Source organism: Domibacillus aminovorans, from assembly GCF_001643235.1.
GTDB lineage: Bacteria > Bacillota > Bacilli > Bacillales > Domibacillaceae > Domibacillus > Domibacillus aminovorans.
In genome coordinates, this window is record NZ_LQWY01000031.1 from 65,426 (window position 1) to 90,521 (window position 25,096).

Consider the following 25,096-nt stretch of genomic DNA (forward strand, 5'->3'; position numbering starts at 1 on the left):
CTTAGTTTGATCTTTCTGTCAAGTAAGTGATTCCTGTTTTTTTATCCAAATGGCCATCGCTGCAATAAGTATGAGTAGTACAATTTGTGGCACGACGGTTTCTATTGTCGGATACAGGCCGATCATGTCGATAAACGGGACGTATGACGCTTGATGTGTATCGATCGCACCCGCCACTTGAAGTGAATGAATGCTTTTGCCTAAAATTTTAAAAGCTAGCACATAAATGAACATTGCTGCACCGATGAAAAAAGGGCGTAGCGGAATTTTGACGCTGTATTTCATCACAAGGAAGCCCACTGCAGAAACGACAATGATCGCAGACACAATACCTGTTACGAGAGCACTGACGCTCATATTTGGCGCCATGCCAGCATAAAAAATAATGGTCTCAGCGCCTTCACGAAAAACAGATAAAAAACTAATGACGGCAAAAGAAACGATGCTGCCAGATGCAGCAGCTTTCCCCATAGACTGATCGACGAACCGCGTCCATTTTTTCATATTCGATTTTCCGTGCATCCACATGCCGACACCAATCATCATAACAACAGCGGCAATACCTGCAAACCCTTCCATATATTCGCGTCCTGAAGCACCACTCAATCCACTAAAGAGGTAATTAAGAATAAGCGCCATGACGATACTTGCACCGACACCTCCAGCGGCGCCAATCCAGATCCATTTTTTCGCAGCTGTCTGGCCTGTTTTCGCTAAAAAGGCAACGAGTACTGAAATGATGACAACCGCTTCTAGTCCTTCACGAAGCAATACTAGCGCCGCATCCCACCACGTATAAGATGATGTGCCTGTAAGCAGAATGACCCTATCGTACAGATCCGCAATGATGTCCGCTGCTTTTTCGGCATCGCCATTGGCAGATGATAATATACCTGCCACTTCAGGAATACGCACTTCAATGTCGCTATATAAACTTGCTTCTTTCACTTGGATGGCGCCTTCTACTACTGGCCAGACAGAAAGAGATTCCGTTAGTTTCGCAGCAGCTAATGTAGCGTCTCCTTTTCTCGCTGCGTCTTCTGCTTCTTTTAATAATGCTGCATAATCAGCGAGAGAATAGTCTGTGATGGCTTCTCCCGTCGTTTGTCCATCTAAAAACTGCTGGACAGATGTTTGCAACGACGCAAGTGCATTGCGGATGTCATCTGGATGATTAGGTTCCTTTACAATCGAAATACGCAGCAATGCCATTTTTGTTTCAATGTCACCATACGCTATGTTACTTTCAGCGCGTACAATTTTCTCAACAGCCGTCCATTGTTTTTCAAGTAATTTATAGGCCTCTTCATCGATTACGGACTTCTTCATTTCTTCCATCTTAGGTAATAAAACAGCTACTTTTTTCCGTTCCGCTGCCTGATCAACTGGGTTTAACTTTTCATCGTACGCAACAAGTGAAGTAGAAAGGGACGTTAGCGCTTCCTGCACATCTGCTTTGTTTTGTTTGGCGAGCGCCTTGTTGACATTTTGAACAGCTTCTTCAACAGCGGCAGAGTCACCTTGTAACGTTTTCCATTCTAAATCAAATGCGGCCATGTTTTCTTCAACAGCTATAAAATCGCCGGCTTTCGCTTTCATAATCGCATCGCCTATCGGCACAAATAAAAGATCTGTATTTGTTGCTGCCTGTGCACCAGAATTCATCCATCCGCATATAATAAAAAGCAGCAGAAAAAAATTAACGAAATAACGTTTCACCGAGCCAGCCTCCTTTTTTCACACCAGGCAGGCAAGCGAAAACTGCACTTCCACGATGAATCGTATATTCATTCAATTTATCCTTATTTGCAAGCCTTGTTTGAATCGGAATAAACTGATTAGATACACTTTTTTGGAAGCTGATAAATAACAATCCTGCATCAAAGCTACCTGTTTTTTTATCCAGTCCGTCCGCATATGAATAGGAGCGGCGAAGCAATTTCATTTTGCCATCTCCATGTGCAAGTGCTGTATGGGAGTCGGCTGGCATCAATTTATTTCCATTCTCATCGGTTTTATCAATCTGAACCGGATCGAATTCTTTTTTACCGCTCATTGGTGCACCCGAATCACGATAGCGGCCAAATGTTGCTTCTTGTTCGCCAATCGCTGTCCGATCCCATACTTCAATAAACATTTGTACGCGGCGCACAACCATATACGTGCCACCCGTCATCCATCCATCATTCACCCAAACAAGATCGTTCATGAGGGAATTGTTCGTATGATCCGGGTTGCCGGTTCCATCTTTAAATCCGAACAAATTTCGAGGTGTTTCACTTTCTGTATTCGCCTGTTTCGTCCGTTGGAATGCGGCTTGCGTCCATTTGAGCTGAGCTTTCCCACGGGCAATCCGGACTAAGTTACGCACCGCATGAAACGCGACTTGCGGATCATCGGCACACGCCTGAATGCACAAATCACCGCCTGACCACTCTTCTTCAAGAGCGTCAAATGAAAAAGCCGGCAGCGCCGCTAATTCTTTCGGTTTTTTTGAAGACAAATTTAATTTTTCAAAAAAGCCAGGTCCAACACCAAATGTCATCGTCAAATTCGAGGCATCAAGACCAGCTGCCTCGCCTGTATCATCGGGCGGCAGCAACACATTTTCAGCAGGTTTGCCGATCAATTTCCCTTCCGCCATTGATGCAGCAGATTCCGTCCATTCTTTCAATAACTTCTTTACATCTGCCACATCTGTCGTCGTCAACATAAGCGCCGCAAAATATAAATGATTTTGTGTATCGGTCGTAATGCCGGCCTGATGTTTGCCATAAAATGATACAGTACCGGTGCTTTTTTTGTCCGCTGAAGCGGTCATTGAAAGCAAGCTTCCAGCGCCGGACGCACCAATGAACAAACCTGCCATACCGATACCGCCTGCTTTTAACACATTTCGCCGAGATACTTCTTTCTTTAAAAAGTTGTTCTCCACATTATGACGCCTCCGTCACAATACCGAGCTGTGACAGCGGCTCTGCAAGTGCGTCAATAGACTGGCTTAATTCTTTTATTTCAGCGTCTGTCAACTCGGTATATAGTTTATAATCGTCACCGTTTTTATGCTTGTTTAAAAGAGTATACACATTCTGGAATTTCTCGTTAATTTCAGCAGACAATGCTTCGTCCTTTTTCTCAAGCTCATCTTCTAGCAAGATAAAAATTTTCTCAGCACCTTCTACATTCGCTACAAAATCATACAAGTCAGTGTGCGAATAACGATCTTCTTCTCCCGTTACTTTCGATGTCGATACTTCATTCAGCAAGTCAACTGCTCCGGTTATAAGCAAATCTGGTGTCACGTCAACCGTTTCAACTTTTGCTCGAAGCAGTTTCGTGTCGTCTATTAACTGCTGAGCGTATTCTTCGTAGCCTTTTGTCGTACCATCAATCCATAGTCCTTTTTCGATGCGATGATAGCCGCCCCATTCCGTTTCTGGCACGTCGCCTTCGCGCGCATCAATTTTCGGATCTAAATCACCGAATACTTCCGCAATCGGTTCTGCGCGTTCATAGTGCATGCGCGCCGGTGCGTACAATGTTTTCGCCAGTTCGATGTCGCCTGCTTTGACTGCTTCTGCAAATTTTTCCGTTTCTGTGACGAATAAATCGATTTCATCGATCGCATAGTCACGGTATTCATCTGTTACGCTCGTTAAATCAAGTGCTGTATCTACTTCAATGGGTTCTGCTGCTTCGTCATTGCCGCATGCTGCGAGTGATACGGCTGCTAACACTATTGTTGACACCTTCATCCATTTTTTCATCATGTATAATTCCCCCTCGAAAATGATTATTATTATCATTTGTATTATACGGCATTGAAAATCATTTTCAATTTTTTTCTTTGAAAAAAATGTCGAAAACTTTTTCAATTCATGTTTAAAAACTATTTCCAAACGGGTAAAAATTTAATATTATGAAGGTATAAAGATGTTTTATTGAATGTTGTGTATGGGAAGGCAAATGGTGCGCCACCGGTTTCTTCAACCGGTTCTAATGGGTTCGATTCCCATCCTTGAATTTTTTTGTGGACAGGCTGATGTTGTGACGGTCTCGTTTTACCATCTATAAAAAATTTCGAGGGCGAATCGGACTCTAGAACCGCTGTGCCCTCAATATGAAAAAGGAGGGATTTACAATGTTGAAGAAGCGCGATGTTCATGAAAGTCATGCTTTGTTTGATTTGATGATGCACCCGGAGGTCTTCCCTTTCGTGCGTCATAAAGTGAAATCTTATGAAGAGTTTGTGTTTGTCACGAAGCAGAATATTGAATCGGAGGAACGCGGCGAATTAATTACGCGGACCATTCTAGATGAATGGGGCAACCCGATTGGCACAATCAACTTATATGACATCGAAGACAATGCCGGATATCTTGGCACGTGGCTCGGCAAGCCTTTCCACGGCAAAGGGTACAATGAACCGGCGAAAGAAGAATTTTTCAAAGAATTATTTTATGAGAACGGTATTGAATCTATTTACATGGCGATTCGTAAAGTGAATATTCGCTCACGTAAAGCGGCAGAAAAACTGCCTTATGCGGTTCCGGCAAATGAAACACGCCCAGACGTATATGCCAAATTAAACAAAAATGAGATTGTATTTGATTTATTTGAAGTACCGAAAGACCTCTTCACGCTTTATTTGATGCGCAATGACCAGGAAAACGAACAGGCGATGGAAGCGTAACATCCATTCCGTTAATTCCTCAAACAAATCTAATCTTCAAGATGAAACGTTCATTCCGTCCATGGAACTCATTCCGAACGACGACAAATTCCAGAAGGACCAGCAAGCACCTTACGGCTGGTCCTTTTATCTATGAAAAGATAGACGTCACTTTACAACAATCTGTTCTTTGCTATCGTCGTCTTTATCCATTAAAATAAACGGTATCACGCATGTTAAAGGAGTCACACCCAATGGAAACGAGACGGAATATTTTTTTCTCTTATAAAAAAGATCCAGCAAAATTGCCTGATATTGAACAGTTAATGACGATTGCGAAAGAACAAGGATTTGAGATTGTGACGAATCAGGATGCGGCAAATATTATTGTCGCTGTTGGTGGAGATGGAGCATTTTTGCAGGCGGTCCGGAAATCCGGTTTCCGTGACGACTGCTTGTATGTTGGCGTGACGGATGAAGAAGAAGCGAGCTTATATTGCGATTTTCATATTTACGATACGGAATCGATGATCGCAGCGATGCAAACAGCCAATGTAGAAGTACGCCGATATCCGGTCATTGATGTCCATTTAGATGGTCACACTCACTTTCACTGCTTAAATGAGTTGTCCGTGCGCTCATCGATTATTAAAACATTTGTGATCGATGTCATCATTGACGATTTACATTTTGAAACGTTCCGCGGTGACGGGATCGTTGTCTCGACACCAACCGGCAGTACAGCGTACAACCGATCGTTAAACGGAGCTGTTGTCGATCCGCTCATTCCGTGTATACAAGTAAGTGAAATGGCGTCGCTTAACAACAATCAATTCCGCACGCTCGGTTCATCGTTTATTTTAAGCGACAGCCGGAAACTGACACTTCACATTGTTCAAGATGGCAACGAATACCCTGTCATTGGACTGGACAACGAAGCACTCAGCGTGCAAAATACGAAAAACATCGAAGTCGAAATGTCCGGCAAAATCATTAAAACCGTAAAACTGAAAAATAATTCGTTCTGGCATAAAGTACAGCGAACATTCTTGTAATTGAAAAAGAGCAGCACCCTCTACATTCAAGGGAGCCGCTCTTTTTTTATCCCGCATTAACGGGCAATAGGACCCCCTTCATTTTATTGTTCATAAAATAAATTTTACTGTAATGCCCTTTTCTGTCGGTTCTATCTTCACATTTTTCACGACAATTCCTTTCGCCGCCGCTTCTTCGATTGTTTCCTTTATAGCAAATGTAAGATTCACCGCTCTCTTATCTAACAACTGATCATTAGACATATTTTCAGATGTTGCTGATTCTTCAAGTGATCTCAACCTACTTTCCATCATCTCATGAACCTCTTTTAACTGCTGTTCATTTCCATCTGGATTCATTTCGTCCCCTCCTCATCAACGTATTCAGTTGAATCCTTAAATTATTTTACTTTTTAAATTGTTCTGTATCACTTCGCTAAAATCGCTAATCGTCCGATTGTCAGAAATACACTTGGTTATGTTTAACCTATTCAACTCTTCTTCATATAAGAAGAATAAAATTTTTATCGCCTCTTCCTTTACCCTCCTTGTCAGTCCTACTCCCCTATTCCACTTACACATTCCATTACTTTGTTGGCTATAAGTGTCATTTTGAACAATAAAACAGAAAATGAATCATGATCCCTCATAAAGATGAGTAAAGTAGCGGAGGATGTACTTTAAAGAAAGGACATATAACATGGCTCATAAAAAAGGGAAAAGAAAAACAAACGTACTTTTCGATCAAGTTCTTCTCGGCTCCATCCTCTTTCTGCTTGCTTTTCAATATCCATGGACGGCAGTCACTGTTGTATCGATTATTATTTCTGCTTTTGCTTTATACGCTTATCTTCGGTCGATAGCGTACCGTTTAAAGAGCAAAAGAGTTCTTCAATCCAGTATGAGAGAAATTGATAGGATGTCGGGGGTAGATTTTGAAAATTATTTAAGTGTATTATTCGAGGAGATGGGCTATGAAGTGGAACTTACTCCCGCTTCTGGTGATTATGGAGCAGATTTATTGCTAAAAAAAGACAGTAACTATATTGCTGTACAAGCTAAACGATACAGCAAAACAGTCGGAGTTGCTTCTGTCCAGCAAGTTTTTTCCGCCAAAACGTATTACAGCGCCAATGAAGCATGGGTTGTAACAAACAATATATTTACAAAAAACGCCTGCGATCTTGCGAAAAAGAGTGGTGTAAAATTGGTGGATAGAGAACATCTCATACGTTTCATGATAGAGAGCAAGATAGACACCCTTGTCCCTACGTATACCATTACTCAGTGGAATGAGGAGTAGAGTAGAGAATACACGATACGAAAAAGAAGCAGCTCGCTTCATATCAATCGCGTGATCAGCTGCTTCTTGTCATATGTTTGGAAAATCCTTTACTGCTTCGATCAGTGCCCTCGCTACGTTGGTTTTTATGTCAAAAACAGACTTTAGTGTTCATTCAAGAAATTTTTAAAATAAATAATGAGATACAATTTTCACAAATGATTTTTCAACATTTAATAAAGCTCGCTCATCAAAATCGAATTTCGGATGATGATGAGGATAGTGGGTTGCTTCATCTTCATTTTGTGAGCCTACTTTAAAATAGGTACCTGGTTTTTCAAGTAGATAATAAGAAAAGTCTTCCGCCCCCATAGAGGTTTCTATTTCCACAATATTCTGTTCAGAAAATTGTTCAATAAGCAATGTTCGAACGGTTTCTGTTTCTTCCGGATGATTATACAAAGCGGGATAGCCATTTAAATAATCAATCGTATACGTTGCACCGAATGCGGATGTAATCCCTTCTATAATACTATAAATTTGTTTTTCTACCTGTTTGCGAATATTATTGTCAAATGTACGAACTGTTCCTTCTAAAGTCGCTTTATCAGCAATAACATTAAATGCGCTTCCTGATTGAAAAACACCAATCGTTACAACGGCTGATTGTAATGGATTAACACCGCGGCTGACAATCTTTTGTAATGAACTAACGATATCACTGCCGATCACGATAGAATCAACGGCATCTTGAGGTCTTGCGCCATGACCGCCTTTTCCCTGAATATGAATCGAAAATTTGTCCACTGCAGCCATTTGATATCCTTCACCTACAGATATTTTTCCTAACGGTGTTTGGGAATCTAAATGAGCGCCAAAAACATAATCCACCCCATCTAGGACTCCCTCTTCAATCATAAACTTTGCTCCACCTGGCGGCGTTTCTTCCGCCGGTTGAAAAATAAAAATAACTTTCCCTTTAATTCGATGGCGAAACTGGCTTAATGCTTTGGCTGTTCCTAACAAAGCAGCTGTATGTCCATCATGACCGCATGCATGCATGACTCCTGGATTTTGTGATTTATAAGATACCTCTTTTTCGTCATGAATGGGCAAAGCATCAAAATCTGCTCTTAAGGCGATCGTCTTTCCTGCTTGATCACCTTCTAAAATGCCAATCAAACCGTGACCACCAATATTTGTTTTTACTTCTAATCCAAAGCGAAGCAACTTCTCTTTAATGTACTCAGCTGTCTTCACTTCTTTAAAAGATAATTCTGGATTTTCGTGCATATATCTTCGCCAGCTAACTACATCATTGTAATGATCCGTTAACGCTTTGTTTATGTCTCCCAATAAAACGTCATTCATTGCCATCCGCTCTTTCCCCCTTATGTGTTATAGAATTTCTAATTGAACGTTTTTACTGAATTGAAGCGACTCTTCTATAGCCCATTCATCGATTGGATTTCTTATATCCAAAAGCTAAAGCAGAAATAAATAACCGAAAACACTACAACATTTTTTCGTGTATCCTTTTATATTAAAAATAAATATTCCTATAAGGATATTAGCACCAAATCCACACTAATTAAATGTGAAATGCAAGGATTATTATTTAATCATTCTATCCAGTTCCTACAAATAAAAAGCGATCGCTACTGGTGGACTATCTAACGCAACTCTTTTATATGTTTTTTGAAAATTATTTAATATTTTCCCGGAACATGTTTCAATGCTTAAAGATTTAGTATGAGTTAAGACAATAACTCTATGCTTACTTCTGATACGGTTCACCGTAAAAATATAAAATTAGTTTTGAACAAGTATTTATATCTATATACTCTTCTTCCCTCATAACCTTCTGTGGGGGGTTTTTAGCTTTCCCACTTCCAAATAAATTTCCCCATTAAAACCCTCCATTTGTTTCCCCTATAAAAATATGTTGCATCAGAGAAACTTTTTGGATAAAATGCATATAATTCATAATCTATGGTCAAATATACATCGTTATAAATTTTTTTGTTCATATTTTTCACCTAAGGCAAAAAAGTTTGCATAGGAAAAAAGAGGAGGAAATAGAATGGAACTTCAATTAAAAGAAATTAAAAAAAGAGGGGTGTTTTCACCCCTTGTGGTCTTAATGCGTGTTCTCTTTGGAATTGGTTGGCTATTAGCTGGAGTAACCAAAATTCACGAAAAATTATGGTTTATAGAACCTGGAGTATTTCTGAATGACTATTTAATCAGTTCTTTAGATAAACCTAATGTCCCATTTTTTTATAAAGTTTTCATTGAATACATAGCTTTAGAATATGTCATGACTTTAAACTATATCATTCCTATCGTTCAGATTATTCTAGGTCTATTAATTATAATGGGATTAATAACTATACCCTCTATTTTACTCTGTCTCTTCATGCACATTAACTTTCTTCTTTCCGGAAATATAAATTTAATGAGTCTTGTCCTTTATACAAGTGCGTTTACGTTAATCATTTTTAGAACGTATATGTATCATTTCAGTCTTGATAAGTATTTTAACCTAGATAGTCTGTTTACCAATAAAAACAAAAATGAAAAAAAACATACCCATGCCATTGGTATGACCTCTGATAAGTAGACAGGAAGTAAAAAGATATACTTTAGGCAGCTTGAGTCCGGTATTCATATGGGCTCAGGTTGCTTATTTTTTTGAAAATGCTAGTCGTTATAGAAACGTATGTATCGCTTGACGCAGTCCTGCACTTCTTTTGAAGACCGGAAAGAATAAAATGGCGGAAGAAACTTTCCCTGCAGGTGTTACCCCAACAGTTCGCCTTTCTGGACTTTATTCAGAAGGTCTCTTTACTACTAAAGCAGATTGACAAAACCTTTCTTTTTCAAGACACAAAATATTTTTTTGAAAAAATCAAAAAGTTATTGACGAAATACTCGTCCGTGCCGTACAGTATAGCCAAACGCTAAAAAGTTTCCTCTGGTAAACTTTTTTGAAAGGGAGGGAAAGTTATGTCGGATGGGAAAGTATCACGTAGAGATATTCTAAAGATAGGTTCCGCTGGAGCACTTGGAGTGGCAGGCAGTTATTATTTGAATAAGTTTTCTGGAATGCAGGGTGTAGCTCATGCTGCCTCGCATACTTCTCATGGCAATCAGATGAATATGAACGATACGACTAAATCAGCTGGTTATAAAATGGCGGAACGTCTGTTAACTGAGTTTGATTATGGAAAAGTCAGCCTCCTACCAAACGGGAAAACATTACGAGAATATACTGTTGTCGCTATGGATAAAGAAATTGAAATCGCGAAAGGAATTAAATTTCCAGGATGGACGTACAACGGAACTATTCCGGGTCCAACGTTTCGCTGCACGGAGGGGGATTTGCTTCGTTTTCATTTCACTAACAAAGGAAGCCATCCCCATTCAATCCATTTTCATGGGATTCACCCACCTGAAATGGATGGGCTCGAACCTATTCCTTCGGGTCAAAGTTTTACGTACGAATTCGAAGCGCAACCTTATGGATTGCAATTGTATCATTGCCATGTCCTTCCGTTAGCCCGTCATATTCATAAAGGGCTGTATGGTAATTTTATTATTGATCCTAAAACACCAAGGGAAAAGGCACTTGAGCTAAATATGGTTATGAATGGCTATGACCTGGATTTAGACGGTGAAAATGAATTTTATACGATAAACGGTTATGCATTCGCCTTTATGAATCACCCTATTAAAATAAAAAAAGATCAGCTTGTTCGCATTTATCTTAGCAATTTCACTGAGTTTGATTTATTAAACTCGTTTCATCTTCATGCGAATTACTTTACGTATTTACCGACTGGGCGGATGGATAATCCATCTCAATTTACTGATACAATTATGCAGTGTCAGGGAGAACGCGGCATTTTAGAAATGAGGTTCCCATACAAAGGAAGATACATGTTCCACGCACATGTAAGTGAATTTGCTGAGTTAGGCTGGATGGGCTTATTTGAGGTCGAATAAACAGGAGGAAAACAGCATGAAAATGAAATGGATCATTTCAGCGCTTGTTTCTCTCTTGCTATTGGTTGGAGTATTAGAATGGGTGTTGAAGAATGGTGCAGGAATTGAAAAAGATCCTGCTGCTCCTATTGAAGTGCTTAATAAGGAAGATATATGTTCTGGTTGAAGTGTTTAATAAGGAAGATACATGTTCCACGCACATGTGAATGAATTTGCCAGGTTAGGCTGGATGGGCTTATTTGAGGTCGAATAAAAAAGGAGGAAAGCAACATGAAAATGAAATGGATCATCTCAGCGCTTGTTCCTCTCTTGCTATTGGTTGGAGTATTAGGATGGGTGTTGAAGAATGGGGCAGGAATTGAAAAAGATCCTGCTGCTCCTATTGAAGTGCTGAATATCGAAAAGATTAAAATGACCAACTCAGGATTTGAACTTTCTGTCAGCAATACAGGTCCCAAAACGCTTGAAATATCTCAAGTGATTGTGGATGATTCTATCTGGGATTTCACTGTAACGCCAAGCCCTGTTCTAAAACGTCTTCAAGATGGAACCGTCTTTATCAACTATCCGTGGGTAGAGGGAGACCCTCACGGGATTAAGTTAATTACCGCTAACGGAATCGTTATTGAAAGTGGAGTTGATGCTGCAACCCTTACTCCAGAGTTAAACTGGGATAACTTTTTAAATTACGGTTTTATTGGCTTCTACGTTGGTATTGTTCCAATTTCTTTAGGATTAATGTGGTACCCCTTCATGAAACGGTTTAACCGGAAATGGATCAATATGATTCTTGCCTTGACGGTCGGTCTTTTATTATTTTTATTCATTGGTACTTTAGCTGATGGGTTTGAAATCGGTGCAGAAGCGCCCTCCATTTTACAAGGAAACATGGTCGTGATTATTGGAGCAGCGCTAACCTTTTTATTACTGATTGCGTTTGATCAATACCAGCGTCGGAAGCAAGAAGCTAAGGGGTACTCCCCATTTCGATTATCTCTTTTAATGGCCACTGGAATTGGTCTTCATAATTTTGGTGAAGGTCTTGCTATTGGATCTTCCTTTGCTCTAGGATCTGTTGCACTAGGAACCTTCTTAATCGTGGGCTTTACCCTGCATAATATAACAGAAGGAATTGGCATCGCTGCTCCTTTATTAAAATCAAAGCCTCGGGGAAGAGATTTTATTTTACTTGGTACGGTAGCAGGAGCACCGGCTATTCTTGGTACATGGTTCGGAGGATTTATCTTTTCACCAATACTAGGCGCTTTATTTTTAGGTATTGGGGCGGGGGCTATCCTTCAAGTTATTTATGTGATTACCAAAATGCTTATTGATGATCATCGCTTGCATAGAGAGCCATCCGTTTCGTGGCTCAACTTAACCGGATTTACTGTCGGCATGTTAATTATGTACTTTACTGCCTTTTTTATTAAATAGAAAAGAGGGGATTTTGATGGCTGGTCCAGGAAGTATTGCTTTAATTAGTATAGCTGCTCTCCTTATATTTGGTCCTTCGAAGTTGCCTGAGCTAGGGAGGTCGCTTGGAACTACACTAAGAGAATTTAAACAGTCAACACGCGGGTTAATGGCGGATGATGATGAAAAACATACTAAATAATACCGAGCTAATCCTTATTTTTTCCGATGCTCTGACTGTTTATGCTAGTATGGAGCAATGATTTAATATCGCGTTCCCTGTAATTAAGAGAGATTGATAAGCATCCTACCAATGAAAAAACAGCAATTATGTTCAATAACAACTTGAAGGAAATAACTATATAAAGTGAGGGATCAGCACAATGATAGATGCGCTGCTTCCTCACTTTATTTTTTTCCTTTTTTTTTAAGTACATAGATGGAAAGAAGTCCAAAAATAATGGGAACGATCAGAAAAATGCATATGCAAAAAAATGACTTTAAAATATGATGCAATGGATTGTATGTGTGAAAAACGGTACTGGACATGGTCATGCAGGTTATCCCCAACACAATGAACAACAACGGTATCACGACATTGATTATTTTTTTCATTTATCCGCTCTCACTTTTTGATCGATTGAAAAAGATAATGTAAACAGTGTTCCTTCTCCTGATGCACTGTTTAATTCAATCTCTCCGCCGAGCAGTTCAACGAGGTTTTTTACAATAGCCAGTCCCAGCCCGGTTCCTCCAGATGCTCTTGATCGTGATTTCTCAACGCGATAGAAACGCTCAAAAATGAATGGGATATCTTCTTTTGGTATGCCCATACCTTGATCTTTAATAAAAACCTTTAGACGGTTTCTGTGTACTTGTATATAAACGTCCACATTTGTTTCCGGTTCACTGTATCGAATGGCATTTTCAATTAAATTGATCATGATTTGTTCCAGCCTGATGGCGTCTACATATATCATTGGATGATCGTGTGACGGCTGCAAGAGAATCGCTATCTTTTTCTCTGTCGCTTTAAGAGACACTTTTTTGATCGCGCTCGTCAAAATATCATCCATTTCGATCCATTCAGGATGCAAATCCAGCTTGCCTTCTTCCATTTTTGCCAGTTCAAACAAATCATTGATAAGAGCCGCCAGCCGTGTGGACTCATCCTCAATAATCATTAAATATTGATTTCTTTCCATTTCGCTTTGAACCATTCCTTTCCGCAGCACTTCTGAATAACCCTTAATATAAGAAATTGGCGTACGTAATTCATGCGAGATATTGGCAAAAAATTCACTTCGGCTTGTCCTGTATTGTTCCAGTTCTTTTCCCAAATCGGTGATGGCCCCGGCCAGGCTGCCCACTTCGTCTTTTGTTAGTATAGGAAGATCGGTTTGAAGTTTTCCCTTTGCTATTTCACGGGTTGCTTTTTCCATTTTCAAAAGAGGTGAAGATAATTTACGCGAAATAAAAAAAGTGAAGCCAATCGCGATAAACAGCGCACCAATGACCGATATAAATAGCCATATTCGGACTTGATCGATAGAGGTGTTTACTTTATCCATATTTGAAACGACAACAAGTCCCCCATTTACCTCACCGTCCACAATGATCGGTTTACCAGCTAGATAGAAAAGATTATCTGCAGTTTCCGGCTCTGTATACTCCATGCCAACTGACTGATTTTGAAAGATTGGGTTATACAGCTCCTTCATCACTTCATTTCCTGCTTCAAATTCTAGTCCTACCGTTGATTTTAAAATTTCTCCTTCTTTGTTAAAAACAAAAAGATCTGCATTGATTAATTCAGAGAGCATGTCAAACATATGATAGGAATTTACATCTTCAACATCTGAAATCGTGACTGAATACTTATCTGCAAATTGCTCTATTTGTTCTTGCTGCTGATTCATATAAAAAGCAGTAAACAGTTGATCAATCGTATAAATCAAGGGGAAAAGAACCAACAGAAATAAGATCATGATGCTGCCGCCCAGCTTTATCGTAATGCTGTTGAATTTCATAGAGTTTGATTCGGCTCTTGAAATTTATAACCGACTCCCCAAACCGTCTGAACAGGGTTATAATTCGATCCCGTTTCTCTGATTTTAATACGAATATTTTTCACGTGGCTATCTACAGTCCTCATATCGCGTGAATCATTGAATCCCCATAAAAGATCAAGCAGTACCTCACGTGTGAAGACCCTTTTTGGACTCAGTGCAATCGTTTCAATAAACTCATATTCTTTTGGGGTTAAATCCAGTTTTTCATTGTCTAAAAATACTTGATAACCGTCCCGGTCAACTTTAAAATAACCATTTCCAAACACGATCGAGCTGTCATCAACCATCGGAGCATGATGGTCCGATCTTCTTAATAATGCTTTCACTCTCGCCAATAATTCTTCTAGTTCAAACGGTTTGATTAAATAATCATCCGCGCCAATTTCCAGCCCATGCACTTTGTCTTTCAATTCATTTCTTGCCGTCAGCATCAAGATCGGTGTGGTGTTCATTGTTCGAATTGCTTTGCATACTTCCCACCCATCCATTTCAGGCATCATCACATCCAAAAGGATTAAATCAAACGAATGTTTTTGAACGAGCGCAATCGCATCTTGTCCATTGCTGCATTCCGCGAGGTCATAATCGCTCATTAAATGAATCTTAAGCAAATTCCTCATGTTCCACTCATCGTCTACGATTAAAATCGATTTTCTCATTTTATCTTTAACCCCTTACGTTCAAGTGTACGTTTATATTGTATAGAATTTATAGAGAATTGAAATCAATTTACTAGTTGCAGACTGTACATCTCACTTCTAGTTCAGTATGGTAAAAACAAAAATCATAGCCCTAGCCATGTGAATGGATGGCCGAGGCTATGATTGGGAAAAAGTTATTTTAATGGCCTTCGTGACCTTCTCCGTCTGCCTGTACAATTTCAAGCTTCTCATCAATGATGCCCTGTGTTTCAAAAGAAATGGCTTCCTGGCCGCCAATGATAAAGCCATGATTATACGGTCCTTGTGTTGGATCGTCCTGGAACGTCGGCTTTATTGTCGCAAGGAAGTTATACACCGGTTCAGTCACTTGTCCATCTTCGAGCCAGATCACCGGCGCATGTTTTCCTAAATGCGAGAAAGGTGCTCCTGTAAGAGCGAGATCAGGTGTTGCGCTTGAGACAAATGATACACCATGTCCCGGCTCTGTTAAGCCCCATCCAAATGATGTTTCCTCATCTTTAAACTTCGCGAATTCAATGGAGTTTGATACCGGATCTTCACCTGCAATGCGCGTAACAGCTCCGTAATCACCCAGTTCTCTTTCGGTTTCTTTCGACACTATCGACTCCGGACCTAAAATATAGAGAGTGGCTTCTTTTCTTTTCTGCAATGCTTTTTTCGTTTCTTCCGGAATGCCGTCTTTCGTCACATATAAAACGGGTTCTGGCATATGAGCAATCCAGTTAATGGCCGGTATGGAATACGCTTTTGCTTCCTCATCAGCTGATACAATAATGACACTTTCAGGATATTCACCGCCAGATACGGCTGCATATTTTTCATCAACAGCTGCCGCAAATTGTGCTGGATCTGTACCTTCAATAGCTTCTACCTTATAATCAGCCAGCTGATTCGTTACGCTATCTGAAATGTCTCCCATCACCATAACCTGCGTACCTTCTTCATTTCCTATTGGATTCAAACGTTTGATCTCATTCAGTGTTTCTGCAGCTAGCTCATTTTTATCCGTCAGCAAAACAGGCCCATTATTCGGATGATGAATCAGATCCGCTGCAGCCAGCCCAACCTGCCAGTTGTCCTTTGGCACTAAGATCACCGTACCCGGCTGGTTTTCTTCATGCGTTGCCGGCCAAATGGTCTGTGATGCAAGAATAGACGCTTGAACGGGATTTTGCGTATTTAAACGTGTTGTATTTTTTGTATTCGTCGTCAGTAGGTTTTCCTGTGCATTTTCATTCAGCTTCTCTGGTGCCGCCGCAAATTCGGCTAATTTTTCATCAGATATACCGCTGCTCTTCTTTCCTTCCTCATCCATGTTTTCATGGTCCATGCCATCCATATTTTGATCATCCATGTTATTCGAATCATTATTCGAACATGCTGCCAATGCGGTTGATAGTGCTGCCACAAGTACAAATCCTTTTAATCCTTTTTTCATCCACTTTTTCCTCCATTCAATGACTGATTCTTTTTACCTTATCCGTTAAATGTGCAGATTTTGTGCATATTCGTTATTATTTCTGATTTTTTCTGTATCGCTTTTCCACCTATAACCATATCCTCGCGCCGTTCTTAAATATTCGTCGATTGGAAACGTTGTGACAAAATCATCTGCTCCAGCGTTTAATCCCTGCAATATCAGCTTTTTATCATATACCTTCTTTCTATTCAAATAAGTGTGAATATGCTCATTATGTAAAAGAATTGTGCAGAAATCGTGGAGTTTTTTTACGTTTAAAGAAAAAAAGAAAGGTAATAGTAGTTATGTAAAACAGTAAAGAGGAGGAGTGACAATGAACCATAATTTCCATGATTGTATTCAAGCTTGTTTGGAATGTTTAGAGGCTTGTAATACATGTTTTGACAAATGTTTATCTGAAGACCATGTTTTTAATGGACAATAAAGCTTTTTAATTCTGATACCATATATGGAGTGGGAGGGGAGTGACCAACTCCCACCCTCCCCAATCTCCTCTCACACGGCCGCACGTATCGTTCGTATTAAGACACCTAACTTCTTCTGAAAGATCACTGCATCTTTTAATTACAATGATCTTCTGATGAACAATCTTCTCCGCCTTCTTTATCGATTTGAATGGTGACGTGATGCAAATGAAATTCATCGAGAAGAAGTTTTTTCGCTTTTGATAAAACCATTTGATAATCTTCATCCTGATCGATCACTAGATGACAGCTGAGTGCTGGAAAATCGGATGTGATGGACCAAACATGCAAATCATGAACCTCTCTTACTTCATCCAGTGAAAGCAGCCTATTCTTTACTTCTTGAATATCCATGTTTAAAGGCGCACCTTCCATTAGTATATGGAAGGAATCTCTTGTTACACGGTACCCGCTGATGATAATTAAGATGGCCACAATAATACTGGCGATCGGATCCGCCAAATTCCAACCAAAAAACATAATGAATAAGGCTGCAATAATCGCTCCGACCGATCCAAGCATATCCCCTATAACGTGTAAAAAGGCACTTCTCACATTTAAGTTTTCGTCTTTATCGCCTCTCATTAAAATAAAGGCAGCCACAATATTGACGACTAAACCAAGAATGGAAATGATCAGCATCCCCCCACTGATAACCTCAGGCGGATTTATCAATCTTTGGTATGCTTCAAAAAAGATATAAACCGATATGGCCATGAGTGTAATGCCGTTAATAAAGGCAGCCAGTATCTCAAAGCGTTTATAGCCGTATGTTTTTTTGCTCGATGCTGCTCTTTGTCCGAATGTCAAAGCAACATAACTAAGACCAAGTGCAGCTGCGTCGCTTAACATGTGCCCCGCATCGGAAAGCAACGCCAGACTGTTTGTCATGATCCCGCCGATGACTTCCACAATCATGTACGTACTAATTAAGAAGAACGCCCATTTTAAAGCAGATTTATTACTGCTTCCATGATGGTGACTATGATCATGTGAATGAGAATGTCCCATTGCTTTTCACTCTCCCTCTTTTAATATCACGCCATTAAAAATGAAGTAGCCGATAGAGAGTTCTTCGTAATCGATTTACAGTTCCACCATCCAATGCATTATCCTCATTAAAAATCATATTCCGCATTTTTCGCTTGATGAATGTCTGAGTATACATCAACAAATAGCACTGTGTCTTCCGCTAAACGCTCCATACGGAAAAGAATCTCATCATTGATAATTTCTGTTCTGTGGAGATCCTTTTCTTCGTTGTATAATCCATTGCTATTCGAGTCTTAGAGCCTGAGATTCCTACAATTTTCATCCTAACCGCTCCTTATTTTTCAGCTGTATGTTTCTTAATCGCTGGCATAATTTCTGTTGCAATCAGCTCAATGTTTTTCGCAATCTTATTGAACGGCACGCCACCAAAATCGATTTGTGCCATAAAGCGCTGTTGACCAAATAATTCGTATTGATAGAGCATTTTTTCGATAATTTGTTGCGGGCTACCAACCATTAACGCATCGCGATAATCTGTAGATTGCGCAAACTGTTGTTTCGGATAGCCTCCACCACGTAATGCCTGCATACCAGAATTAGCATGTGGATAGTACTCACGAAGTGCATCCTGTGAATTTTCTGCTGTATAAAATAAACTCGTTGTTGCAATTGGTAAAGTGGCTGGATCAGAACCACTACGTTCTGCTGCCTCACGATACGCATCAACCGAGACCTTAAAGTTGATAGCAGGACCACCAAGTGTTGTCAACATCATCGGTACCCCCGCATATCCAGCTTTAATCGCACTAGCAGGTGGGCCACCTACTGCACGCCAAATTGGCATATGACCATTTAGAGGCTGCGGCAAAATGGATGCATTTTCAAGCGGTGCACGGAATTGACCTTCCCACGTTACCTTTTCCTCGTTATTTAACTTCATCAGAAGTTCCATTTTTTCTTCAAATAATTCTTCATAATCACGTACATCATAGCCAAGCAAGCTATACGCCCCAACGCGTGAGCCACGCCCAGCAACAATTTCAGCTCGACCTTTTGAGATTAAATCGAGTGTCGCAAAATCTTCATACACACGAACGGGGTCCGACGTACTTAACACCGTTGCCGAGCTAGCAATTTTAATCTTTTTTGTTGCCTGTGCGATCGCCCCTAAAATGACCGTATGCGCCTGTGTTGTAAAATACGTTTGATGACTTTCACCGACAGCAAATGCATCTAGCCCCGCCTCATCTGCTAGCTTACTTGCCTCAATTAATTCTTGAATACGCTGTTTGGCACTAATCATTGAACCTGTATGTGGATTCGGTAAATGGTCGCCTATCGAATATAACCCGAATTCAAGTCCTTTATTTGTATCAATACGATATTGTTCCATGTTTACTCTCTCCTTTTTAATCAAGTGGTGCTAACTTTGCTTCAATTTCTGCACGTCGTTCTTCTAAAAATGGTGGTAAATCTAATATTTTACCGAGCGCTTCGACCGTTGAATCTGCAGTAAATCCAGGACCATCTGTCGCAATTTCAAATAAAATACCGTTTGATTCACGGAAATATAAGCTTTGGAAGTAAAAACGATCCACAATCCCTGTTGACTCGAAGCCACGTTCTTTAACGACCTCATCCCAATAGCGCAACTCATCTTCGTTCTTCACACGGATTGCTAAATGATGAATACTTCCCTTTCCAGGCTTCTCACTTGGCCCTTCTTTCTGTTTGACGACAATCTCTCCAAATGACTGTCCAGCAACAGACTGATAAATTGCTTCTTTATCAGAACGAGACACTTCTGCATAACCCAACATGTCCTTTAATGTTTTCGCTAAGCGATGTAAGTAACGCACGGTTATTTCGATTGTGCCCATTCCTAAAATACGATGCTTTTGCTCAACAATGGAGTCTTCCCATGCTGACCAATTTTCAGGGACCTCTTCGCCGTTATTATTTAACAAAATCATTCGTAAGCCTTCCGAATCTTCAAAATGTAAAGCATCTCGGCCGGCATATGTTGTAATTTCACCATGCTTTACACCTAATAACTCAAAACGTGTTTTCCAAAATATGAGACTTTCAAATGACGGGACAAGTAAACCAATTTGTGTGATTGCATTTGTGCCACGCGTTGTTCTTCCAGCAATGGGCATTTCAAAAAACGACAACTCTGTTCCCGCACTACCTGTTAAATCTCCGTAAAATAAGTGATACATAGAAGGGTCATCTTGATTAACAGTCTTTTTCACTCTACGTAGCCCTAATACTCTTTGATAAAATTGATGATTTATTTGAGCGTTTTTTGTAATCATCGAAATGTGATGATGTCCAGAAATTGTATACATCGTTGTTCCTCCTTTTTATAACTTGACTAGTCAAATGATGATGTAAAAAAAATTACTCAGGCGGTAATTCTTTTTTTTGACTATGTTTATGGACACGTGTCATCAGTGTGTATAGTGTTTTTTGTTCTTCTTCGTTTAATACATCGTCAAAAAATGACGATTGAAAGGCAAGTTGTTCTGGCATTGCTTGTTCTAAAATAGATTCAGCTTTCTCTGTGAGGCTAATCGTTTTCGTTTTCCAATCTTGCTTACGTATAATATAACCTTCTTTTTCAAGACGTACGAGCATACGCGAAATACCACCTTGCGTAACCGTCACTTTTTCGGCTAACTCCATTTGCGTGAGTGGCTGATAAATGCGAATTTGCATGAGTACATCAAATTGAGCAGTCGTTAAATCAAAACGTTTTAAAAAGTCATTCGACAGCTGGTTACTTTGGTTCGTAAAACGCATTAAACGTAACCAGATTAACGAGCCCATCGTATTATTACGCATTTCGTTTTCCTCCCCATCGCTAACCTTTTCATCACTTTACTACTCAATTGAAAAGATAGCAAGCGAAAAATCTCATAAAGCACTCATTTTATATAAAATGAGTGCTAATTGTTTTTACGTGCATTTTCTTATTTCATATATTTTTTGCACCAAAACCTGTGCGGGTGTTTAGCTTCCACCACCTTGCTCTTGTCCGCCGCCACCACCACCGCCGCCACCGCCATCTGACTCTTGTTGGCCACTACCCTTCTTTTGCTCAGAAGATTGCCCACCTTGCTGCCCAACCTCTTCAGCAGCCTTTAATAAAGTCTCCTGTATTTTTGCTTTATATAAAGGACTTGATAATGTCTCCATTATCACATCTTGAAGGTGTTTCCTGAATTCTTGACTTTTCATTGAGGTTTGCAACGTTTTTTCCATTTCAGGATCTTGAAAAACTTCTATAAGCATTTTTTGATATTCAGGATCTGTCATTAAGCCTTTTATTACTTTTTCGTGCTCTTTTTGTATGCTTTTTGCAAAGCTTTTAGTAAATTTAGGATCTTCAAAGACCTTTTGCCAAAACTTTACCCCTTTATCAGATGTTAGGGTAGTTTGAATGGTATCAGTTACTATCTGTTGATCCATTACAAGGAACTGCTTCATTTCTTCATCCTTCATTACTTCCTGAAGTGCTTTTTTTCCATCATCTGTTTTTAATATATCCACAACCATTTTCTTTGTTTCTTCATAATCCATTTGACCTGTGGATTCCTCTTTAGATGCACAGCCAGAGATCAGTACACTAACTATTGACATTGTTAAAATCATGAGGAGCGAGTATCTCTTCATGTTAATCCAAGCTCCTTTCTATTTGCAATTTGCTATTTATATTTTGAATTAGTTAGGAGAAGTTATACGAGGAAAATGATGGTTCTGGTGCAAAAACCAGTGATAGACACATCGGATCTACATGGACTGTTCAATGACAGATTATTTGACAAAAAATAATTAATATATACAAAAAATGCTTGAACAGTTATTTATTATTTTGCCATTCAGTTAAAATTAGTCACCATCAATAATTTTCATTTTTGAAGCCATACTATGTTTTGAGGTGATGAATATGTATAAGCTGTTATCGCAGAATGACTTGGACAGAGTAGGATACGGAAGAATTTTAATGGATGATGTATTGAAAGCGAAGCAAAATAAATAAAAAGAAGTATGAGAAAATATCTAAATATTTATACGTTGTTCTGTCATTTAATCATTTTGTTTAATCTATAACCTGTGACTAAGACTTAGTTTTATACTTGGCACTCGAAGGGCATGCTGGTAACCTAGAGAAATTTGAGGAGGTAAAATAAATTTATGACTCTAAACAAAGAACTCCAGACCTTAAAAAAATATCACAGTGGTGAACGTGGCGTATTGAGTGTTTATTTAAACACCAACCCAGGTGATCCAGACCAGCTAAACGGTGCATGGCAAATTCATTTAAAGAACGGTTTAAAGGATTTAGATAAGTATTTAACAGATTCCAAAAATGAAACTGAATTAAAATTATTTAAAGAAGTTAAGAAAAAAGTATTAAAAGAAATCGATGATAATAAGGATGATTTGCACAAAGGAGTCGTCATTTTTGCTTCAAAGAACCCGGAATTATGGTCGGTTCACTATGTGCAAGTCCCTGTTAAATCAAGCTTCCATTGGGAAGATCATCCAGTGCTGGAAGAATTGGAATATATGTACAAAGCATATCCAGAAGCAGGAATCATTTTGCCCAGCTTCGGGGAAGTTCGAATATTGGATACAGCAATGGGAATGGTCAAAGAAGATTTTTCTTACAGTTTCAATCCCAACCTTGAAGAATGGGGAGAAAAGAAGAACATGGATCCCGATGGGAAACATGTAATCGGGAGTAGTAAAGTAGACTTTTTAGAGTCCCGGCTTAAAGAAAACTTGAAAAGGTTCTTTAAAGGCATGGGTACGAACGTAGAACGATTGAAGAAAGAAAGAGGCTGGATAGAGATCCATGTAGCGGGTGAAACCGAATTGGCCATCGCTTTTGCTGAAACCTTACGAGAAAAACCGGCAAGCTGCATTTACAAAAACCTAAATAACAGCAAACCGGGTGAAGTGATAAATCAAGTTTTAGAAAATTTACAAAAAGTTAAATAACAGCAAACCGAGTAAGGTGATAAATCAAGTTTTAGAAAAATAAAAATGCTTTTATACTCGTCTTCACTTTGAAAAATCCTCCTTTTTTGACCAAGGGAGGATTTTTTCATCTTGAAATAAATTGTCTCATCTATGAAAGATGAAGTAGATTATAAAGATTGTCAGAGTTTTGATAAGTTAAAAGAAGTTATTGATGAATATCTTCACGACTACAACCCGAAATGTATCAATGGTACCTAAAGAAAATGACTCCCGTTGAATACCCGAGTCACCTACTTACAGCTTAATAACCTAGATCTTTTTATCATTGTCCAAAATCTGAGGGACGGTTCATAAATGCTGACAAGACCCTTTTATCAACCGTCAGTGCTATCGCCAAAAAACAACCCTAATCTAACGTATCTAATCTGTTGCTTATATAGTTTGCACGGGCTTCAATATAATCGAATATATAATCCGGTTCTTTATCAAAAATATGGATATTATCTTTTACATATGAATCTTTTTGAATATATGGTCTTATTAGATCATGCATACCTTGTATTTTAGGTTTCATATATTCTAAATTAAACTGATTGCTTAAAATGCCTTTTAACAGGTTTTTGTATTGGCCTCGAAATGTTTTCACATCGAGAATTCTTGCCGTGAGCGTATTAAATCCCTCGATTCTTAAATAATCTTCGTCCATAACTTCTCCATTTACATCTCTCCCCCACGTAGCATCGTAATCCCAGGGAATGACTTCAAATAGCCCGGTGTCCCCATTCTGGTAAAGTGCATAGTTATGAACAAAACCATCGAAATTTTGGGTAAAAACTACACCAGCCAGCCAACGGAGATACTTATCAACATTCAGATACTTCACGATTTCTCTTTCAAATTCCTCCCTTGAAATGGTATTAATTTTTATTATCATTTCTTGTAGATTATACTCATCCTGAGCTGTTCCAATTTTTTTTTCATATCCAAACTCGAGGGATTTCTTTACTTCTTTATCAAGGTCACTCATTAACGAGAAGTTGGCATCACCATCCACCGCATAAAATATAGGTCCTTTTGGCAGTTGCCTATTTGCGAGGAAAAATTCATCTACCGATTCTAATTCTAAATAAAGCCCCTCATTTTTCCCATTAAGCTTCAAAAAAACAAATCGAGATTTAGGAGATAGGCACCCAATTTCATTAAAAAAATCCAAGGACAATTTATTTCTTAATAATGATGGATCCTTGTATTCTGCGTTTATATGAACTTCCTTTGCATTTCTATAAGTACTTGGTTTATAAAAGGAGACATGATACGATTTCTTTCGAAAATCCCGGATATGGGAGCCACGATAGGCTATATCAATGTCATATTTCTTTTTGTTAAGAGTTAGCTTCGCAGCAACCGGATCATCACACCAAATATCGTTCCGAAGTTCCCTTAAATCTAAAGGATGAATAAAGAGCTGATATTCAGGTATTTTCATGCCATTATCCATACGAACCCTTCCCTTCCATTTTTATTTTATTCATATGAAATAAAAACGAATGATGCCACTAAAAGATAGTTAATATTTATTTTTAAAAAGAGTATGCAATTGTCTTTATCACTTTTAAGACAGCTACGTACCTTATAGAAGGAGAAGGAATTTTCACCATCACTGGTAGGATTCTTTTGTAATAAATATGTATCCGTTTCCTTTCTCTAACTAAGAAGAGGAAAGGAGGGACGAATATGTCAAATTTCTCTAAGGATGATATACAAAGTGCAGTTAAAAGGGCTCATCGCTCTGGATTAGGCAACTTCATGTTCCAGGATCCATCCTGTAACGAGCGACGCACTAGTAGAAAACGTTGTACTTCGCGTAACCTACGGCGTACTAGTAGAAATCGTTTCACTTCTCGTAACCTACGGCGTACTAGTAGAAAACGTCGAACTTCTCGTAACCAACGACGCACTAGTAGAAAACGTTGTACTTCGCGTAACCTACGGCGTACTAG

Annotated in this window: 25 protein-coding genes; 11 read left to right on the forward strand and 14 right to left on the reverse strand. The window is 39.2% G+C overall.

Annotated features, from left to right (window positions below):
* Nucleotides 1-18: 18 nt before the first annotated feature.
* Genes AWH49_RS11680 through efeO form a run of 3 tightly spaced genes read right to left on the reverse strand, consistent with a single transcriptional unit; the run spans nucleotide 19 to nucleotide 3,770 of the window.
* Nucleotides 19-1,719, reverse strand: a complete 1,701-nt coding sequence (locus tag AWH49_RS11680) for an FTR1 family iron permease (protein ID WP_063965843.1) — start codon at nucleotides 1,717-1,719, stop codon at nucleotides 19-21.
* The gene (gene efeB / locus AWH49_RS11685) at nucleotides 1,700-2,935 is read right to left on the reverse strand and encodes an iron uptake transporter deferrochelatase/peroxidase subunit (protein ID WP_063965844.1); all 1,236 of its coding nucleotides are present in this window, start codon (nucleotides 2,933-2,935) and stop codon (nucleotides 1,700-1,702) included. Before efeB ends, AWH49_RS11680 begins: the two co-directional genes overlap by 20 nt.
* A 1-nt stretch (nucleotide 2,936) precedes the next feature.
* A complete protein-coding gene (gene efeO, locus AWH49_RS11690; RefSeq protein WP_034290370.1) occupies nucleotides 2,937-3,770 on the reverse strand; it encodes an iron uptake system protein EfeO in 834 nt (277 codons plus the stop codon).
* Nucleotides 3,771-4,141: 371 nt separating this feature from the next.
* On the opposite strand from efeO, the gene AWH49_RS11700 reads away from it, so the two are divergent.
* Complete coding sequence (locus tag AWH49_RS11700; RefSeq protein WP_034290366.1) at nucleotides 4,142-4,693, forward strand: GNAT family N-acetyltransferase; 552 nt, start codon at nucleotides 4,142-4,144, stop codon at nucleotides 4,691-4,693.
* Nucleotides 4,694-4,926: 233 nt separating this feature from the next.
* The gene (locus AWH49_RS11705; protein WP_018393429.1) at nucleotides 4,927-5,727 is read left to right on the forward strand and encodes an NAD kinase; all 801 of its coding nucleotides are present in this window, start codon (nucleotides 4,927-4,929) and stop codon (nucleotides 5,725-5,727) included.
* Between the two features lie 90 nt (nucleotides 5,728-5,817).
* Here AWH49_RS11705 and AWH49_RS11710 read toward each other — a convergent pair whose 3' ends face one another.
* Nucleotides 5,818-6,066: a nuclear hormone receptor family protein gene (locus AWH49_RS11710; protein WP_018393430.1), complete on the reverse strand. Its 249-nt coding sequence runs from the start codon at nucleotides 6,064-6,066 to the stop codon at nucleotides 5,818-5,820.
* Between the two features lie 340 nt (nucleotides 6,067-6,406).
* On the opposite strand from AWH49_RS11710, the gene AWH49_RS11715 reads away from it, so the two are divergent.
* Nucleotides 6,407-7,009, forward strand: coding sequence for a restriction endonuclease (locus AWH49_RS11715; protein ID WP_063965863.1), 603 nt, complete (start codon nucleotides 6,407-6,409; stop codon nucleotides 7,007-7,009).
* Between the two features lie 165 nt (nucleotides 7,010-7,174).
* On the opposite strand, the gene AWH49_RS11720 is transcribed toward AWH49_RS11715, so the two are convergent.
* Entirely contained in the window at nucleotides 7,175-8,365 is a 1,191-nt protein-coding gene (locus tag AWH49_RS11720) for a M20 family metallopeptidase (RefSeq protein WP_082862805.1), read from the reverse strand.
* A gap of 706 nt (nucleotides 8,366-9,071) precedes the next feature.
* On the opposite strand from AWH49_RS11720, the gene AWH49_RS11725 reads away from it, so the two are divergent.
* The 5 genes from AWH49_RS11725 to AWH49_RS11740 all read left to right on the forward strand — a co-directional run bounded on the left by AWH49_RS11725 (nucleotide 9,072) and on the right by AWH49_RS11740 (nucleotide 12,614).
* Nucleotides 9,072-9,611 carry a hypothetical protein gene (locus AWH49_RS11725; protein ID WP_063965845.1) on the forward strand — a complete coding sequence of 180 codons (540 nt, stop codon included), beginning with the start codon at nucleotides 9,072-9,074 and terminating at the stop codon, nucleotides 9,609-9,611.
* Nucleotides 9,612-9,997: 386 nt separating this feature from the next.
* On the forward strand, nucleotides 9,998-10,996 hold the full coding sequence (locus AWH49_RS11730) for a multicopper oxidase domain-containing protein (protein ID WP_063965846.1): 999 nt from the start codon (nucleotides 9,998-10,000) through the stop codon (nucleotides 10,994-10,996).
* Nucleotides 10,997-11,012: 16 nt separating this feature from the next.
* Nucleotides 11,013-11,162, forward strand: a complete 150-nt coding sequence (locus AWH49_RS20045; RefSeq protein WP_244886826.1) for a hypothetical protein — start codon at nucleotides 11,013-11,015, stop codon at nucleotides 11,160-11,162.
* Nucleotides 11,163-11,266: 104 nt separating this feature from the next.
* Nucleotides 11,267-12,433: a ZIP family metal transporter gene (locus tag AWH49_RS11735; RefSeq protein ID WP_063965847.1), complete on the forward strand. Its 1,167-nt coding sequence runs from the start codon at nucleotides 11,267-11,269 to the stop codon at nucleotides 12,431-12,433.
* 16 nt (nucleotides 12,434-12,449) lie between these two features.
* Nucleotides 12,450-12,614, forward strand: coding sequence for a twin-arginine translocase TatA/TatE family subunit (locus AWH49_RS11740; RefSeq protein ID WP_034290354.1), 165 nt, complete (start codon nucleotides 12,450-12,452; stop codon nucleotides 12,612-12,614).
* A gap of 409 nt (nucleotides 12,615-13,023) precedes the next feature.
* On the opposite strand, the gene AWH49_RS11745 is transcribed toward AWH49_RS11740, so the two are convergent.
* The 3 genes from AWH49_RS11745 to AWH49_RS11755 form a co-directional block, all read right to left on the reverse strand.
* The gene (locus tag AWH49_RS11745) at nucleotides 13,024-14,400 is read right to left on the reverse strand and encodes a sensor histidine kinase (RefSeq protein ID WP_169815994.1); all 1,377 of its coding nucleotides are present in this window, start codon (nucleotides 14,398-14,400) and stop codon (nucleotides 13,024-13,026) included.
* Nucleotides 14,401-14,438: 38 nt separating this feature from the next.
* Nucleotides 14,439-15,143 (reverse strand): response regulator transcription factor, encoded by a 705-nt coding sequence (locus tag AWH49_RS11750; RefSeq protein WP_063965849.1) that lies wholly within the window; start codon nucleotides 15,141-15,143, stop codon nucleotides 14,439-14,441.
* Between the two features lie 181 nt (nucleotides 15,144-15,324).
* On the reverse strand, nucleotides 15,325-16,605 hold the full coding sequence (locus AWH49_RS11755) for a cell wall-binding repeat 2 family protein (RefSeq protein WP_063965850.1): 1,281 nt from the start codon (nucleotides 16,603-16,605) through the stop codon (nucleotides 15,325-15,327).
* Between the two features lie 355 nt (nucleotides 16,606-16,960).
* Between AWH49_RS11755 and AWH49_RS21450 the strand changes: the two genes are divergently transcribed.
* Nucleotides 16,961-17,071 (forward strand): four-helix bundle copper-binding protein, encoded by a 111-nt coding sequence (locus AWH49_RS21450; protein ID WP_483294785.1) that lies wholly within the window; start codon nucleotides 16,961-16,963, stop codon nucleotides 17,069-17,071.
* 136 nt (nucleotides 17,072-17,207) lie between these two features.
* Here AWH49_RS21450 and AWH49_RS11760 read toward each other — a convergent pair whose 3' ends face one another.
* The 5 genes from AWH49_RS11760 to gerD all read right to left on the reverse strand — a co-directional run bounded on the left by AWH49_RS11760 (nucleotide 17,208) and on the right by gerD (nucleotide 21,782).
* Nucleotides 17,208-18,122 (reverse strand): cation diffusion facilitator family transporter, encoded by a 915-nt coding sequence (locus tag AWH49_RS11760; protein WP_063965851.1) that lies wholly within the window; start codon nucleotides 18,120-18,122, stop codon nucleotides 17,208-17,210.
* 316 nt (nucleotides 18,123-18,438) lie between these two features.
* Complete coding sequence (locus AWH49_RS11765; protein ID WP_063965852.1) at nucleotides 18,439-19,497, reverse strand: LLM class flavin-dependent oxidoreductase; 1,059 nt, start codon at nucleotides 19,495-19,497, stop codon at nucleotides 18,439-18,441.
* Nucleotides 19,498-19,513: 16 nt separating this feature from the next.
* A complete protein-coding gene (locus AWH49_RS11770; protein WP_063965853.1) occupies nucleotides 19,514-20,455 on the reverse strand; it encodes a ring-cleaving dioxygenase in 942 nt (313 codons plus the stop codon).
* Nucleotides 20,456-20,507: 52 nt separating this feature from the next.
* On the reverse strand, nucleotides 20,508-20,951 hold the full coding sequence (locus tag AWH49_RS11775; RefSeq protein ID WP_063965854.1) for a MarR family winged helix-turn-helix transcriptional regulator: 444 nt from the start codon (nucleotides 20,949-20,951) through the stop codon (nucleotides 20,508-20,510).
* Between the two features lie 168 nt (nucleotides 20,952-21,119).
* Complete coding sequence (gerD, locus tag AWH49_RS11780; protein WP_063965855.1) at nucleotides 21,120-21,782, reverse strand: spore germination lipoprotein GerD; 663 nt, start codon at nucleotides 21,780-21,782, stop codon at nucleotides 21,120-21,122.
* Nucleotides 21,783-22,304: 522 nt separating this feature from the next.
* On the opposite strand from gerD, the gene AWH49_RS11785 reads away from it, so the two are divergent.
* The gene (locus tag AWH49_RS11785) at nucleotides 22,305-23,114 is read left to right on the forward strand and encodes a VLRF1 family aeRF1-type release factor (RefSeq protein ID WP_063965856.1); all 810 of its coding nucleotides are present in this window, start codon (nucleotides 22,305-22,307) and stop codon (nucleotides 23,112-23,114) included.
* Between the two features lie 388 nt (nucleotides 23,115-23,502).
* Here AWH49_RS11785 and AWH49_RS11790 read toward each other — a convergent pair whose 3' ends face one another.
* Complete coding sequence (locus AWH49_RS11790; protein ID WP_063965857.1) at nucleotides 23,503-24,594, reverse strand: CotH kinase family protein; 1,092 nt, start codon at nucleotides 24,592-24,594, stop codon at nucleotides 23,503-23,505.
* 236 nt (nucleotides 24,595-24,830) lie between these two features.
* Here AWH49_RS11790 and AWH49_RS21285 point away from each other — a divergent pair.
* Nucleotides 24,831-25,096 (forward strand): CotG/ExsB N-terminal domain-containing protein (locus AWH49_RS21285; protein WP_425305710.1); only part of this gene is annotated, 266 nt, incomplete at its 3' end.

Bases quoted from the DNA above. Each gene is read 5' to 3' on its own strand.
- efeO (WP_034290370.1), bottom strand. From the start codon at position 3,770: ATGATGAAAAAATGGATGAAGGTGTCAACAATAGTGTTAGCAGCCGTA.
- AWH49_RS11700 (WP_034290366.1), top strand. From the start codon at position 4,142: ATGTTGAAGAAGCGCGATGTTCATGAAAGTCATGCTTTGTTTGATTTG.
- AWH49_RS11705 (WP_018393429.1), top strand. From the start codon at position 4,927: ATGGAAACGAGACGGAATATTTTTTTCTCTTATAAAAAAGATCCAGCA.
- AWH49_RS11710 (WP_018393430.1), bottom strand. From the start codon at position 6,066: ATGAATCCAGATGGAAATGAACAGCAGTTAAAAGAGGTTCATGAGATG.
- AWH49_RS11715 (WP_063965863.1), top strand. From the start codon at position 6,407: ATGGCTCATAAAAAAGGGAAAAGAAAAACAAACGTACTTTTCGATCAA.
- AWH49_RS11720 (WP_082862805.1), bottom strand. From the start codon at position 8,365: ATGGCAATGAATGACGTTTTATTGGGAGACATAAACAAAGCGTTAACG.
- AWH49_RS11725 (WP_063965845.1), top strand. From the start codon at position 9,072: ATGGAACTTCAATTAAAAGAAATTAAAAAAAGAGGGGTGTTTTCACCC.
- AWH49_RS11730 (WP_063965846.1), top strand. From the start codon at position 9,998: ATGTCGGATGGGAAAGTATCACGTAGAGATATTCTAAAGATAGGTTCC.
- AWH49_RS20045 (WP_244886826.1), top strand. From the start codon at position 11,013: ATGAAAATGAAATGGATCATTTCAGCGCTTGTTTCTCTCTTGCTATTG.
- AWH49_RS11735 (WP_063965847.1), top strand. From the start codon at position 11,267: ATGAAAATGAAATGGATCATCTCAGCGCTTGTTCCTCTCTTGCTATTG.
- AWH49_RS11740 (WP_034290354.1), top strand. From the start codon at position 12,450: ATGGCTGGTCCAGGAAGTATTGCTTTAATTAGTATAGCTGCTCTCCTT.
- AWH49_RS11745 (WP_169815994.1), bottom strand. From the start codon at position 14,400: ATGATCTTATTTCTGTTGGTTCTTTTCCCCTTGATTTATACGATTGAT.
- AWH49_RS11750 (WP_063965849.1), bottom strand. From the start codon at position 15,143: ATGAGAAAATCGATTTTAATCGTAGACGATGAGTGGAACATGAGGAAT.
- AWH49_RS11755 (WP_063965850.1), bottom strand. From the start codon at position 16,605: ATGAAAAAAGGATTAAAAGGATTTGTACTTGTGGCAGCACTATCAACC.
- AWH49_RS21450 (WP_483294785.1), top strand. From the start codon at position 16,961: ATGAACCATAATTTCCATGATTGTATTCAAGCTTGTTTGGAATGTTTA.
- AWH49_RS11760 (WP_063965851.1), bottom strand. From the start codon at position 18,122: ATGGGACATTCTCATTCACATGATCATAGTCACCATCATGGAAGCAGT.
- AWH49_RS11765 (WP_063965852.1), bottom strand. From the start codon at position 19,497: ATGGAACAATATCGTATTGATACAAATAAAGGACTTGAATTCGGGTTA.
- AWH49_RS11770 (WP_063965853.1), bottom strand. From the start codon at position 20,455: ATGTATACAATTTCTGGACATCATCACATTTCGATGATTACAAAAAAC.
- AWH49_RS11775 (WP_063965854.1), bottom strand. From the start codon at position 20,951: ATGCGTAATAATACGATGGGCTCGTTAATCTGGTTACGTTTAATGCGT.
- gerD (WP_063965855.1), bottom strand. From the start codon at position 21,782: ATGAAGAGATACTCGCTCCTCATGATTTTAACAATGTCAATAGTTAGT.
- AWH49_RS11785 (WP_063965856.1), top strand. From the start codon at position 22,305: ATGACTCTAAACAAAGAACTCCAGACCTTAAAAAAATATCACAGTGGT.
- AWH49_RS11790 (WP_063965857.1), bottom strand. From the start codon at position 24,594: ATGGATAATGGCATGAAAATACCTGAATATCAGCTCTTTATTCATCCT.